The sequence below is a fragment of the Shewanella electrica genome (genome assembly GCF_022321485.1).
GTDB lineage: Bacteria > Pseudomonadota > Gammaproteobacteria > Enterobacterales > Shewanellaceae > Shewanella > Shewanella electrica.
On sequence record NZ_JAKOGG010000004.1, the window covers coordinates 163,616 to 178,037 of the forward strand.

At 49.2% G+C, this 14,422-nt stretch carries 10 protein-coding genes; 7 read left to right on the forward strand and 3 right to left on the reverse strand.

Translation table 11 applies throughout. The features are described 5' to 3' along the window. Positions 1-65: 65 nt before the first annotated feature. The gene (locus tag L9G74_RS07700) at positions 66-1,955 is read right to left on the reverse strand and encodes a M61 family metallopeptidase (protein WP_238895718.1); all 1,890 of its coding nucleotides are present in this window, start codon (positions 1,953-1,955) and stop codon (positions 66-68) included. 233 nt (positions 1,956-2,188) lie between these two features. Here L9G74_RS07700 and L9G74_RS07705 point away from each other — a divergent pair, with 233 nt between their 5' ends. Continuing rightward, positions 2,189-2,434: a hypothetical protein gene (locus L9G74_RS07705; protein ID WP_238895719.1), complete on the forward strand. Its 246-nt coding sequence runs from the start codon at positions 2,189-2,191 to the stop codon at positions 2,432-2,434. Between the two features lie 88 nt (positions 2,435-2,522). Here the strand turns inward: L9G74_RS07705 and L9G74_RS07710 are convergent, their stop codons facing one another. Beyond that, positions 2,523-3,086, reverse strand: a complete 564-nt coding sequence (locus tag L9G74_RS07710; protein WP_238895720.1) for a cytochrome b — start codon at positions 3,084-3,086, stop codon at positions 2,523-2,525. Positions 3,087-3,105: 19 nt separating this feature from the next. Continuing rightward, positions 3,106-3,282: a hypothetical protein gene (locus L9G74_RS07715; protein WP_238895721.1), complete on the reverse strand. Its 177-nt coding sequence runs from the start codon at positions 3,280-3,282 to the stop codon at positions 3,106-3,108. 149 nt (positions 3,283-3,431) lie between these two features. Here L9G74_RS07715 and L9G74_RS07720 point away from each other — a divergent pair, with 149 nt between their 5' ends. From L9G74_RS07720 to L9G74_RS07745, 6 genes are all read left to right on the forward strand, one after another. Further along, a complete protein-coding gene (locus L9G74_RS07720) occupies positions 3,432-3,797 on the forward strand; it encodes a hypothetical protein (RefSeq protein ID WP_238895722.1) in 366 nt (121 codons plus the stop codon). 8 nt (positions 3,798-3,805) lie between these two features. Continuing rightward, positions 3,806-4,264 (forward strand): YaiI/YqxD family protein, encoded by a 459-nt coding sequence (locus L9G74_RS07725; protein WP_238895723.1) that lies wholly within the window; start codon positions 3,806-3,808, stop codon positions 4,262-4,264. 286 nt (positions 4,265-4,550) lie between these two features. Next, positions 4,551-6,875 carry a S9 family peptidase gene (locus tag L9G74_RS07730; RefSeq protein ID WP_238895724.1) on the forward strand — a complete coding sequence of 775 codons (2,325 nt, stop codon included), beginning with the start codon at positions 4,551-4,553 and terminating at the stop codon, positions 6,873-6,875. Between the two features lie 263 nt (positions 6,876-7,138). Then, positions 7,139-7,534: a hypothetical protein gene (locus tag L9G74_RS07735; protein WP_238895725.1), complete on the forward strand. Its 396-nt coding sequence runs from the start codon at positions 7,139-7,141 to the stop codon at positions 7,532-7,534. A gap of 230 nt (positions 7,535-7,764) precedes the next feature. After that, on the forward strand, positions 7,765-10,671 hold the full coding sequence (locus L9G74_RS07740; RefSeq protein WP_238895726.1) for a glycoside hydrolase family 2 protein: 2,907 nt from the start codon (positions 7,765-7,767) through the stop codon (positions 10,669-10,671). Between the two features lie 371 nt (positions 10,672-11,042). Then, a complete protein-coding gene (locus L9G74_RS07745; RefSeq protein ID WP_238895727.1) occupies positions 11,043-13,091 on the forward strand; it encodes a TonB-dependent receptor in 2,049 nt (682 codons plus the stop codon). Positions 13,092-14,422: the final 1,331 nt, after the last annotated feature.

Sequence of the window (14,422 nt, forward strand, 5' to 3'; positions counted from 1 at the left end):
ATTAGCCCTCAATAAAACAGCCCGCGACTGCGGGCTGCTTACTTTCAAGCGTTGAGCAACAAACCTTAGAGTGGTTTTAGCATCTCAGACAGATAATCTTTGCTACCTTCAATGCGTACCAAGTGCGGATATTTCAGCCCTTGGTGATAATCGATTTTGATGGTGCGGTACTGATCAAAATCTTTTACCAGCAGTTCGATGGGCGCTTTGCTGTCTTTGGCGTCGGTGACCGCATCTTGCAAACGTTCGGCTTGATAGCTTTCACCGTTGACGGCAATCAGCGTCATGCTGGGCGAAAGACCAGCGTTAAACGCTGGGCTATCCCACAATACATCGCTGAGTTCACCTTTTTTGTTGGTGCTAAAGCCCAGCGAATAGGTGAAGTCGATACGTTTGTAACGATCTTCCATCGCTTTGACTGCCGCAGATGGCTGGTCGTTATACACCAGTTGCCAACCTTGGTCTTTGAGCGAGTCAGACAAGTTCACATGGCCTTTCAAACGGGCGTTGATGAACTCGGCCCAGTCGAATTTTTGCAGGCCGTTTAGCGTCGCAACCACATCATCAAAGGTATAAGTGTTGATGTCCCACGCGCCGGGATGCACACCAAAGAAGGCTTTAGCAAAGTCGTTGACTGACACTTTGTTGTCGGTCAGATTACGCAGTTTGGCATCAATCGCGTACCAAATAAGCTGACCACCTTGATAGTAATCTTCGCTCATTTGATAGTTGCGGAACGCCAATGGCGCACGCTGAGCAATGGTCGGATCGTTGGTGGTATCGAGCACATTGCGCCATTGCATGCCGGGACGACCTTTATCGTAGGTCGCGCCGAGCAGCGCCAGCATATCCATGGTGTTGTCATGGCTCATCAAGCCTGAACGGGCAGACACAATGTAACCCCAGAATTGGGTTTGGCCTTCATAGACCCACAAGCCCATGTTGCGTTTGACTTGGTTGTAAGTTGGCGTCCATAACTCAGCTGGACGGCGATATTTACCATCCCACGAGTGGTTAAATTCGTGCGCCAGCAGATCGCGGCCTAACCAAGATTTGTCCCACTTAGTGAAATAATCTTGCTTGGCGCTGTTTTCGCTAGAGCGGTGATGCTCCAACCCGATGCCGCCGAGTTTATCGGTCAACGCTAGCAAGAAGTCATAATGGTTGTAGTGATGCGCGCCGTACAGTTTGTACATCTGCTGCACCAGCTCGCGGTGTGCTTTTAAGCCTTCGTCGCTGATGTCGAGATCTTTAGCGCGGTCAGCAAATACGTTCAGGTGGACTGGCGTATCGGCACCGGGATTCAAATCCACGCGTTTGTAGTATTTGCCGGCAAACATTGGCGAATCGACCAAGTTTTCAAAATCGATGGTGTTAAAGCAGTAGCTGTTGCCTTTGCTGCTTTTGTTTTCCAATGCGGTGGCGTAATGCCAATCTTGCGGCAGCGTCACACAGGCATCGACCGGAATTTGGCGGGTGTAATACCCAGCAGGGTAGAGCGCGACGGTGTTCCATTGCAGGTTAAGCATTTCTGGCGTCATCACTACGCGGCCTTGGCCGGGATTTTGTGGTGACAGGAACTTAAAGCTCACTTCAACTTTATTAGCGCCTTTTGGCACATTGATGTGGAAGGCGTTGACGTTGCCCGCATCGCGTTCCCATGTCAGCACTTTGCCATTGGCTTTAAATTCAAAGCCAGCGGCTTTATCAATCGGGCCGGTAGGCGAGTGGTGGCCAGGGATCCATGAAGGATACAACAAGGTCAGTGGACCCGCTTTGGCAGGAATAACTTCAGTAATGTTGAAAATGCGATGGGATAAATCAGTGGCATCTACATGCAGTTGAATATTGCCAGCGTAAGGGGTATCTACCGGTGCAGGGACTTCAGCGTTTGCTGAAAATTGCACGCCAGATAATACCGTCCCTACCGCGAGGGCGATGGCAGCATTTTTCACAAGGGCTCCTAATTTTTAAGCTAGAGGACGTTCATTGACGCCTTTTATTTTTTGGTTGAGCACAACAAGACAAATAGTGCTCGCTGGTTAGTTTAATGGTTGCTAATGCAACGCATCACAGCGCTGACACAATAGCGCCGACGCCCATCGATTGAAAGCCGCAAGCCGTTAGCATGTGTTGCTGTATGTTTCGATACTTAGCATCAAGGGAAACGTGTGTTGGCGGTGAAACGGTGGAATCTAATACCGTTGTCGCAATAAAAAAACGCCAGCCGAAGCTGACGTTTTCTATAGGGGCTGTTTATCTTTATGGTTTAATTTTTGTTCAAATTGAACACCTTATGAACGAGGCGCGGCCTGCGACGCTTAGTCAACTAAGCAAGCTGGGGGCAACAAAGTTCAAGAGGCGTTTAAATGAACCCTTCGGGCAGCGACAGAGCGAAATTTATTCAGCGTTAGGTGCTGTTTGTGGAGAATAACTACACGGCACATCACCTGCCTTGCCTAAATCACGCTCTGTCTGCCGCAAAAACAATCAGCAAATGTAAATAGCCCCTAGGGATGACCTTAGTCTTTGATTTTACCCGGCAGCATAGATTGCAGGCTTTTATCTTTGTCGATGAAATAGTGTTTCAAAGCAAAGAATACGTGCCCGGCAATGACCAGCAGCAACCCGTAGGTCAGCACTTCATGGATTTCCGCAAAAACCGCTTGTAGCTCAGGAGATTTGCCCAGCAGCGGTGGCAGATAAAACAGCCCCGCGACAGGGATTGGATAACCAGCGGCAGAACTAAACGCCCAGCCTGAAATTGGCACCAATACCATCAGCAGATACAGCAGATGGTGCCCACCATGGGCGGCCTTTTGCATAAATTTGCTCATACCGACGAGTTCTGGTGGACGATGTGTCGCACGCCAGATGATACGCAGCACAATCAGAAAGATACTGACGGTAGCAATCTGCTTATGCAGCGTGATCATCTCGCCTTTGGCGGCGTCATGAGCGGCATCAATACCGTAGCTCATAAACAATGCCGCATAAGCCCCAATCGCCATAGCGACCAGAATCACTGCGGCCATTGTCCAGTGCAATAGCTTAGCAATGCCAGTATAAGAACGTTGAGTAGTCATTGATTAACATCCTGTAACATTAAGTTGGCGGCATATTACCTTCGAATAAGCCGTAAGAATACAGCATTAAATTGAAGTAATAGGTGTATTTTTTCGATGATATCTGCGTATAACGAATACTGCTGCTGCGCGGGATAGCGGCTGCGTAGAACTCATGAACCGCTTGGTGGCGATCGCGCGCCTGCGCACCAGTCATTCATCAGTTTAGCTGCTTATTGGTTATGCAGTCGTCCTTGAACAATGCGGCGGCCAATCGCTGCACAAGGTGCTCATGCGCCACAATGATAGGAATTCGCGACAGATTAGGTCACAATGTCCGCCGCCATTTTTTCAGTGATTTATTGCATGGAACATTTCAACGCATTATTTGTTTGGTATCCCTTCTTTGGGCTGCCTACCGCCATTGTTGGTTTAGCTATTTGGTGGCGTAATCAGCGCCGCGCGGAACTGTTTGTTTGGGATTGGGGCTTACTGTTCGTGCCGTTCCTGATTTGGGCGTTGCTGTCCGCCGTTGATATGCGCGGTAAATCGTTGGCTAACTTGGTGGAGTTGGCGTACATGAGCGGCTTTACTATGCTGGTGATGTTGCTACGGGTACGCTTGGCGTTGCAACAACCGGCCAAGGCCATGTTTTACAGCAAGCTGGCGTTGTTAGTTGCCAGCGCGTCAGCCGTATTACTGTGGGGCATAGTGCCTCCGTTAGCGGAGTAAATCAGTCGATGCATATTTGGGTAGATGCCGACGCATGTCCGGTGGTGATTAAAGAGGTGTTGTTTCGCGCCGCCGAGCGTTGCCAAGTGATGGTGACCTTAGTCGCTAACCAGTCGCTGCGTATTCCTAAATCCAAGTTCATCAGCACACTGCAAGTGATGAAGGGCTTTGATGTGGCCGACAACGAGATTGTCGCGCGGGCGCAAGCGGGCGATTTAGTGATCACCAGTGATATCCCGCTGGCCGCCGATGTGCTTGCCAAAGGCGCACTGGCGCTGACGCCACGTGGTGAGCAATACACCGATGACAACATAAAATCTCGCCTGACGATGCGCGATTTTATGGATACCTTGCGCGCCAGTGGCATTGAGTCTGGCGGCCCGCCAGCGTTGAGTCAGGCAGATCGCCAAGCGTTTGCCAATAAGCTCGATACCATTTTGGCGAAGCAGGCACGACCAAAAAGCTAAATTGCATTGCGTCTTGTGGTGTGTCGGCAGTTGTTGCAAAACACACTACAAGAGCTTGCACCGCTAGCGACTTCGCATTTGATTTGCTGCCGCAACCCGCAACCCGCAACCCGCAACCCGCAACCCGCAACCCGCAACCCGCAACCCGCAACCCGCAACCCGCAACCCGCTTGTCATATTTCGAAACGGTTAAGTTTTTGTATAAATTATGCGGTTATGGAAAGGTATAGCCATTCCGCCGCAATGCCGCGCATTGCATCGCCAACCATAACGACGCGACTCATCGATGAAATTATTCCAGCCACTTATTTTAACCTGTTGTCTCTCTGCTATTTTTGCTGTCTCTCACGCCACCGCGGTGCAGGCTGCCGCAAGCGCTCAGGCGGATAACACCGCGGTATCGGCGGCGCAGTTGCAAGCTAGTGTGAACTTGCGAAAAAACTGGCAAGGGCTTACGCGGGATATTGCTTTCCCGGCGCGTTGGCTGCCAGATTCCCATGTGTTCTATTACCGTAAAACCGTGGCCGGTGGTTTTGCGTTTATTAAAGAAAATGTCGACAGCGGCGTAACAGCTGCCGCGTTTGATCAAGCGTTAGTCGCCAAGGGCATGACGGCAGCAACGGGGGCGCAAGTCACGCAATGGCAACTGCCATTTGATGACTTTTGGTATCAAGACGATGGCATCCGTTTTTATCTCAACTATGAACCGTGGCATTGCAGCTTAGCTGAGCCTAGTTGCGCCGCGCTGGCAGATCCATCACGGCCGATTGCTGACGGTGAAGTGCGCGACCTGCGCGTGCCGGCTGATAATCCGCTGCGGCCATCGCCCGATGGGAAATTCAGCGCCCACGTGCAAGATAATAATCTTGAACTTTTAGACAGTTCTGGCAAACAACGCCTGCTTAGCCAAGATGGCAGCGCGGCACAGTTTTATGATGCCGAGTCGCTGCAATGGTCACCAGACTCACGCTACTTGCTGGCGTTGAAAGTGACCCCGGGCCAAGCACGTTACGTGACGCGGGTGTTGTCATCGCCCGACGATCAACTACAACCGAAAACCATTGAACAGCTGTATCCCAAACCCGGTGATGTGATTGATGTGGAGCAGCCAGTACTGTTTGATACTAAGACCGGCAAGCAGTTGGCGATTGCGCGCGATAGTTTCCCCAACGGTTATTTGCTGGAAAACCTGCATTGGCGCAGCGACAGCCAAAGTTTTGCCTTTACCTATACCGAACGCGGCCATCAACGCAGCAAGTTGATTGCGGTGGATGTGGCGACTGGCCAGCCACGCACAGTGGTTGATGAACAAACTGACACCTTTATCAACCAGTGGGGCGGCAGCTATGCCCATGAAGTGAACGGCTTAGGTCATGAGATTATCTGGTTGTCGGAGCGAGAGGGTTGGGCGCAGCTGTACTTGATTGATGGTACCAGCGGCAAGGTCAAACATAAGATTACCCACGGTGAATGGCCGGTGCGTAACGTGGTGCATGTGGATGATGCCAAACGGCAAATTTGGTTTGCGGCCAGTGGTGTTAATGCCGGTGAAGATCCGTATTTTATCCATTACTATCGCATTAATTTTGATGGCAGCGATTTGACCGCGCTCACCGCCGCGCCTGCTAATCATCATGTTAGTTTCTCCAGCGACATGCAGTATTTTGTCGACAGTTACTCACGGGTCGATTTACCCAACGTGATGACACTCAATCATGCCGATGGTCGCCAAATCCGCACCGTTGCCAAAGGCGATATCAGCTTACTGACTCAAGCAGGCTTTAAAGCACCAGAAACCTTTGTCGCCAAAGGGCGGGACGGCAAGAGTGACATTTGGGGCTTAATTGTCAAGCCGCAAAACTTTGACCCCAACAAGCGCTATCCGGTGATTGAAAATATCTACGCAGGGCCGCACGACAGCTTCGTTCCCAAAGACTTTTGGCCGTTTGGTTATCATTCTGGTGGTGACAAAGTGATTGGCATGCAAGCGTTGGCGGATTTGGGTTTTATCGTGGTGCAGATGGATGGTATGGGCACCAAGAATCGCTCCAAGGCGTTCCATGATGTGGCGTGGAAAAACTTAGGTGATTCGGGCTTTGCCGACCGCATTTTGTGGCACCAAGCCGCCGCTAAAAAATACCCATGGTACGACATCGCTGATGGCGTTGGCATTTATGGTGCTTCAGCGGGGGGCCAAAGCACCTTAAGCGCGTTGTTATTCCACCCTGAGTTTTACACTGTGGGTGTCGCTTATGCTGGGTGTTACGACAACCGCATGGACAAAATGAGCTGGAACGAACAATGGATGGGCTGGCCCGTTGATGACAGTTACTTGCGTGCCTCGGCGGTGGTTAATGCCGCCAAGTTACAAGGCAAACTGCTGATCATCTTTGGCGAGCAGGATAGCAACGTTGACCCGTCATCGTCGCTGCAACTGGTCAACGCGTTGATTAAAGCAGATAAGGATTTTGACTTACTGCAAGTACCGGGCGGCGAGCACAGTGTTGGCCGTTCTACCGGACCGATTGACTACGTGCAACGGCGCCAGTTTATGTTTTTCGTCGAGCAGCTAAAGCAGCGGAAAACCCCCAATTGGAATGTTGCGCCGTAAAAATTAACGCAAATCACCAAAAGCTAATGGTTTGAATTTACAAGAATGTCGGTCAAACCCCGCTACGACGGGGCTTACCGCCACGCTCACGACATGGCGCTATGGTGATATTCCGCTAAACTTTAGCGATGAATTAAACTGAATCGGAATGGTGTGGCTAAGTCTTGGCGATATGTTGGCAAAGCAGTTCTAGGCTGTTAACGGCCGCGCAAGATAACGCAGAGCCCACGCGGGACTGATTCGCACCTTTCCAAGAGGTGACTATGGAACTGTTAATCATCGCATTGATCGCGGGCCTTTTCCTATTAATGCTGAACGTTTGGCGTAGCTCGCATGTTTCTTCTAAACGTAAAACGCGCGAGCTAGGTTCGGCACGCGGGCCGTATCATGCTGTGGCTATCGTCGGTAATGAAAGCTGTTGCCAAGCGGCGAAGGACATCAACAGCAAACGCTACTTGGTGCGGCATGCCCCAGCGCTACCGCTGGCAGGGTGTTGTAATCAGGAGTGTCATTGCCGTTATTTGCACTTTGAAGATCGTCGCCGTCCGGGCAGTGATCGCCGCTTGGATTACGGCGTCAGCCAAGAGATGTTTGGTCTGTTTGGTGAAGTGAACCGGCGGCAACGTAGCGGCGGTCGACGGGCAACAGATTATCAATAAGCGGTACCGCGTCACGGCCGTAATCGTGTAATTCTCACTGATTTTTCAATGTTTTTGCCGTGGTTCGTGTCAATACGAGCCTCGGCAAAATGCGTTATCGCTCAAACTCTACTCAAGTTTAATTGTATTACTAATGCTGTTTGCTTCACCATAAGCGCTGGTGGATGAAGCTGCTTTGGCCGCAGTGTTGTTAGCGCCAAGCAAAACACACGTAAATACAAGGAAGCATGATGAAGTTAACTCGCGTCAGATATCCGTTGTGGCACCTGTTATGGGTGCTCGTCAGCTTGGGCTTAAGCGCCTGTGCCAACCAAACTGCCTCGGTCAGTACGCCAACGCCGCAGCAGAGTACCCAAATTCAAATGCTCAGTGGCACAGGCAGTGATGATGCAGTGCAGTGGGATTTTTACTGCACCAAAGGCCGCAACTGCGGCACATGGAGCAAAATTGCGGTGCCGTCCAACTGGGAGTTGCAAGGCTTTGGCGGTTATGACTACGGCCATGTGGTCGATAAACACGATGAGCAGGGCATCTACCGCCGAGATTTTACCATCCCCGCCGACTGGCAAGGCAAAACCGTCAACATCGTCTTTGATGGGGTGATGACCGATGCCACGGTGTTTGTTAACGGTCAGCAAGTGGGCGCCAAACATCAAGGGGGTTTTTATCGCTTTAGTTACAACATCACGCCGTTTTTAAAGGCAGGGCAAAGCAACGAACTGAAAGTGGTGGTCGATAAGATCTCCGCCAACAAGCACATTGAAGCCGCTGAGCGCCAAGCTGACTATTGGGTATTTGGCGGCATCTTCCGCCAAGTGTTTCTGCAAGCGGTGCCTAAGGCGCATATCGATTGGGTTAGTTTAGACGCCCAAGCCAACGGCCAATTTAACTTAGATGCTTATCTTGCGGGTGATGCGTTGCCCGCAGACAGCTATCTGGTGGGGCAGATCCTCGATATGGCGGGCAATGCCGTGGGTCAGCCGTTCCGCTCAGCTAATGTGAATGATGCCAAGGCACATTTGACAGGCAAGATTACCGCGCCAGCGCTGTGGAGCGCGGAAACACCGAATCTGTACCAAGTGCGCTTACAGCTAAAACACGGCGCCACCACCTTGCACAGCATTGATAAAACCTTTGGCTTTCGAACCTTTGAAGTACGGCCGCACGATGGTTTGTACCTCAATGGCACCAAGATCACGCTGAAGGGCGTCAACCGCCACAGTTTTCGACCTGAAACCGGCCGCACCTTGACCAAGCAGATCAGCATTGATGACATCAACTTGATGAAAAGCATGAACATGAATGCGGTGCGGATGTCGCACTATCCGCCGGACGTACACTTTTTAGCAGCGGCTGACCGCATGGGCATCTATGTGATTGACGAGCTGACCACCTGGCAGCAGCCAGTGTTAGATACACCGACCGCGCAGCGGTTAGTGGGTGAGTTGGTGCGGCGCGACCAAGTTCACCCCAGTATTTTGATGTGGGCCAACGGCAATGAAGGCGGTTGGAATAACGATGTGAACGACGATTACGCCAAATACGATATTCAGCAGCGGCCAGTGATCCATCCGTGGGAGCTGTTCCGTCATATCGATACCGATCACTATCCCACTTATGCCGAATTGCTGGCGAAAACTGAGCAAAACGAAATTCTGATGCCCACTGAGTTTCTGCACGGCTTGTACGATGGTGGCCACGGCGCAGGGCTACGGGATTTTTGGAACTACATCAGTAACGCGCCGTTTGGGGCGGGTGGCTTTCTGTGGGTTTTGGCCGATGAAGGCGTAGTGCGCACCGATGACAACAACCGCATCGACACTGACGGCAATCACGCGCCCGATGGCATTGTTGGCCCACATCATGAGTTGGAAGGCAGTTACTTCACCATTAAAGATATTTGGGCGCCAATTAAGGTGGTCAATATCGCTAATGGCAAAACACTTTCACCTCAGTTTAACGGCGAGCTGACCATTAAAAACCTGTATGACTTTATCGACTTAAGCGGCGCTACCTTGCAGTGGCGTTTATATTCAGCGGTCACGCCATTTGCGGATGAGCCTAAGTTGGTCGCAAGCAATAACATGGCTTTGCCCGCGATTAAGCCACAGCAACAAGGCAAAGTGCAGTTGGTCTTGCCTGACAATTGGCAACAGCAAGGCCGCCTTGAGGTCACGTTTATAGATGCCAAGCAGGCTCCTATCTGGACCGACAGTTGGCCAATTCAATCCACTAAAGCGCTAGCGGAGCAAACTGCCAAAGATTTTGTTAAGCAAGCACCCTCGTCGGTTGCACCGCAGATCACTTTGCATACCAGTAAACAGCTACAAGTGACGGTGGTGGATAAGATCATCAATTTTGATGCCACCACTGGCTTGTTGCAGTCCTATCAAAAGCAGGGCCAAGTGGCATTAACCGATGGGCCGATATTGCTGCGTTCAGACGATAGCGCCTTTGATAGCCGCAAAGGCGTGTGGCCGCTGCATGATGGTACTCGGATTGATGATGCTGCCGCCGTTAAGGCCCCAACGGAGTTGCAAACAGCGACTCAACACGGTGACTTAGTGATTACCGTGATCAATCCACCAGCGGGGATCAGCAAACTGATTTGGACAGTACATGCGGCGGGTTATTTATCGTTGGATCTGGACTATCAATTGGATGGCAAATATGTGTTGCACGGCGTGAGTTTTGATTATCCAAAAACTGCGATACAGCATAAACGTTGGCTTGGCGATGGCCCATATAGAGTGTGGGCTAACCGTTTAGAGGGCGTGCAATATGGCGTGTGGCACAACGACTATAACGATGGCATCGCCGGTGAAAAATGGCAGTTGCCAGAGTTTAAGGGCTATTTCTCCGATATGCATTGGCTGACGTTAAGCGGCACCTTGAATGGACAGCCTAACAACATCAGTTTTTCCACGCCGACCAACAATCTGTTTGTGCGGGTGATGCAGCCGGATGATGGCGCGCAACCTGCCAACACGCTATCACTGCATTATCCGGGAGAGATTAGCTTTCTACACCGCATTAGCCCGATTGGTACCAAGTTTCATCCCGCCAACGAGATGGGGCCACAAGGCGAGGCGGCACGCGAGCGAGGTGTGCGTAACATTCAGCTAGATATTTTCTAGGATTTGCTGTTGAACAAAATGCCGCTAAATTTAGCGGCATTTTTTCGTTGAGGCGTATTCGTCCGGGATCTGCGGGTTTACGCCAAAGAAATGTGGTGCAGAGGGACGCGACCGGATAAATATCAATAGCGATCTAATTTGTTGACTATCTGTGTGAGTGATCACAAATGATAATTAAACTCATTTGCATGTAGGTCACGCAAAGTTAAAGTAACTTCCAATCTTAATTGGCCGTTGAATGGTATTTATCATTTAACAAATTGATTTAAATATAAATAAGTCTTTCCTTTATGGTGGTATTCAGTCCTCAATTTCTGCTGCCGTTTGGTTGGAACAGGCTTAAATAGACCCAAACAGATAGGTTGGAACTGATGAGAAAACCCCAGCAATACCCAAAACTGCCGCTTGCCATGGCGGTATCTGCCGTGTTTATGAGCCAATGGGCTTTGGCCGATGATGCAGCAATTACCGACGTAAAATCGATTGAAAAAATCGTTGTGATTGGTGAGAAAGCGCCTAAATCCCTTAAAGAAACCAGTTCATCCGTCGCCGTATTGTCCGAAGAGATTTTGAACAGTACTGAGTACAAATCGGTGACGGAAGCGGTATCAGAAATTCCGAACGTGGTGGCAGTCGCCGGTTCTCTGCCCGATATTCGCGGTGTCAGTGGTAACGGTTCAGCAGGCGGATTTAACTCCATTTCTGGCGGTGCCAAAGGGCGGGTATCGATTCTGGTTGACGGGGTGGCGCAGCCTTTTGTCGCAGACAATAGTGGTGATATGGGCTTGTGGGATATGGAGCAGATGGAGATCTACCGTGGTCCACAATCTACCAGTAACGGCCGTAACAGCATGGCTGGGGCGATCTATATCAAGACCAAAGATCCAACCGAAGATTGGCATGGCGCCGCGCGGGTCGGCTATCGCAATCAAGACAGTTACATCGATACGTCAGTCGCGCTGTCAGGCCCACTTATCACTGATACCTTGTCGTTCAGAGTCAGCGCACAACAACTCAACGGTAATACCATCACCGACGATAGCGGCTATCAAGGTAATCCACCGGATTATGATCTGGATAAAGTAAAAGCCACCCACGTGCGCACTAAGTTGAAGTGGACACCAACCGATAAGTTGTCGATGTTGCTGAGCTATTCCGATAGCGATGAAAAGGGCGATGTTGGCCGTGTGTTTTACAAGGCGGATGATCTGTCGCAGTTCAATCGCATCTACTTTCGCGACATCAAAACCCGCGTGAAAACCACCAGCCTGACAACTCATTACGCATTTAATGACGATCTGCGCTTAGAAGTGTTAACCGCCTATATGGATTATCACTGGGGCTTTGATAGCTACGATGAAACCGAAGCGGAAAAGCAGGTACTTAGCTTTGATGAAGACAACTACACCGTTGATGCCAAGTTGTCTTTCAACCAACGTGGTGATGCTGCTTTCGGTTTTGTCGGCTTAGATTATTTCAAACGTGAGCATGACATTTTGAGTATCGGATCTGGTGCTTACAACGGTGATGACTCAAGTGATTCTTTGGCAGCGTATGGCGAAGTGACCTTCACTCTTACCGATAAACTGAGTTTGTTAACTGGTGCGCGCTTGGAGCGTGAGTCGCAAACGCGCCACTTCATCTATGGCGTAATTGACGCCAATCTGGATAAAGACACCAATATTTTTCTACCAAAGTTGGAGCTGCAATATGCCATCACTGACGCCACAACCTTGGCGTTGAGCGCGCGCAAAGGCTACAACGCTGGCGGTGGCGCACTCAACTTTACCGCACAAGATTACTATTACTACGATGAAGAGGAGGTGATGACCTATGAACTCAGTAGCCGTAGTGCTTTACTGGATGGCGACCTGTTCTTAACCGCCAACTTGTTCTACAACGATTACGATGGTTTTCAATCGCTTAACTCAAGCCGTTACATTACCAACATGGATGATGTGGTGACCTATGGTGCTGAACTCGGCATTAATGCCGATGTTACCGATGCGTTGCAAGTGAACGCCGGTATTGGTGTATTGCATAGCGATATTAAAGATGCGGGTGCCGAGTACCAGTCGGCCAACGGCAATGAGCTAAATAATGCGCCAACATTCACAGGCAATCTGGGCTTCACCTATTGGCTGACCAATGAGTTTAGCGCAGGGGTATCGGCCAACTATGTCGGCGAATATTACGGTGATTTTACTAATACCGAGGGTAACAAAGCCGGTGATTATACGCTGGTACGTGTGCAAGCCAGTTATAAATCGGCCGATTGGCAAGTCACCGCATTCGTGAATAACGCCTTTGATGAATTGGCGGTAATGAGTCGCACCGCACCTGACGGCCGCTATCCTACTGGATATGCTTCTGTTGCTGATCCGCGCAATATGGGGATATCAGTGACTTATTCATTTTAGGCAAGCGGCGAATATCTCTTGTGAGTCACTTAATGAGCGTCACCTTCCCTAGAGCATTGGAATGTCAGCTAATGCACATGCATTAGCTGACAACTCCTGTTAGAGCGTGGCGTATCGCGTTATCTGCTAGCTAGCCATTTTGCCAGTAGCTCCTCGGCTTATTATTTACAGCAAACTGCACTTGCATTTGAGAATGTTATGCAGTCGCAGAGCGCTGAGATTTATTTGCGCCTCTACTAATGATGGGCAGATTATATTTAATTGGTAAAATGAATTTACCACTAAATAATAAAACCTAGTGACGCTATCTATCGTTAATAACGATTACGCAAGCAATAAAAATAGGCATCTTTAAGATGCCTATTTTTATTGCCGACAACGATTACTGTGCAAAGCGATGGAACTATCTATTAACGATTTAACTATTAACAGTTTTTGTTAATAGGAAAGAGATACTTTTGCTCCTACCAAGAGGCTATGGCCAAAAAACTCAGCGAAAGTGGGTTAACTGAGTAGTGAGGTTTATCGCGTAATAATCTGATTGTCAATTGAACTGCTTTTGTATTTAAATATTTGAAATCTAGTAATTTATTTTTTATTTTTACAGTGATTCTGTTCTTTTTTATGGGTTGTTCAGCATAGTCGAAATTTCCATACTTTAGTCTAATGTTATTTTGATTATTACCATTTTGTGAACACTTTACACTGTTAACTTATTGTTTTTAATTGGTAAAAAGTTGATATTTTGGAATTGTGATATAACAAACACTTCGCTGTTACGCTATTTGCTTATTAAATATTCATACAATACTATTTCTTCACAATATACCGTGGTAGCCATTACTGGTACTGCAGTTGAGTCATATCTTTTGATATTGGTTGGTATTCACCGGAGTGAAAGCCAACTACCTGATAACTAGGGGATGGGACCTCAATAACTATTAGGTAGTAACAAGTATCGTGAGATACAACCGCGTGGGGCAGTCATCTTCTTTAGTGATAGTGCAGCAGGGGCTGAACTGGACTGAGGTTGACCAAAGGTGTACTGCCCCAATGATGCAGTTGCAGGTTATTAAGGTATAGCTAGATAGTGACAGCGTTCACTGTATAGATTCATTTGTTTTTGCTACCGGTGGCAAAATTTTTTAGTTGAAATTGCTACCGGTGGCAAAAATAGCTTGGGGCTTAAATTCTACTGCTGTTTGTCGCGCTTTGAGTTTTGGGAAACAGCAAGTGAATTTAAGGAAACTGTGGTGCCGAAGTTGGTGAGTATCGCGCTGCAGTTGAATAACAAAAACATTGGAGATTAGTTGAGATGTTTAAGCAAACTA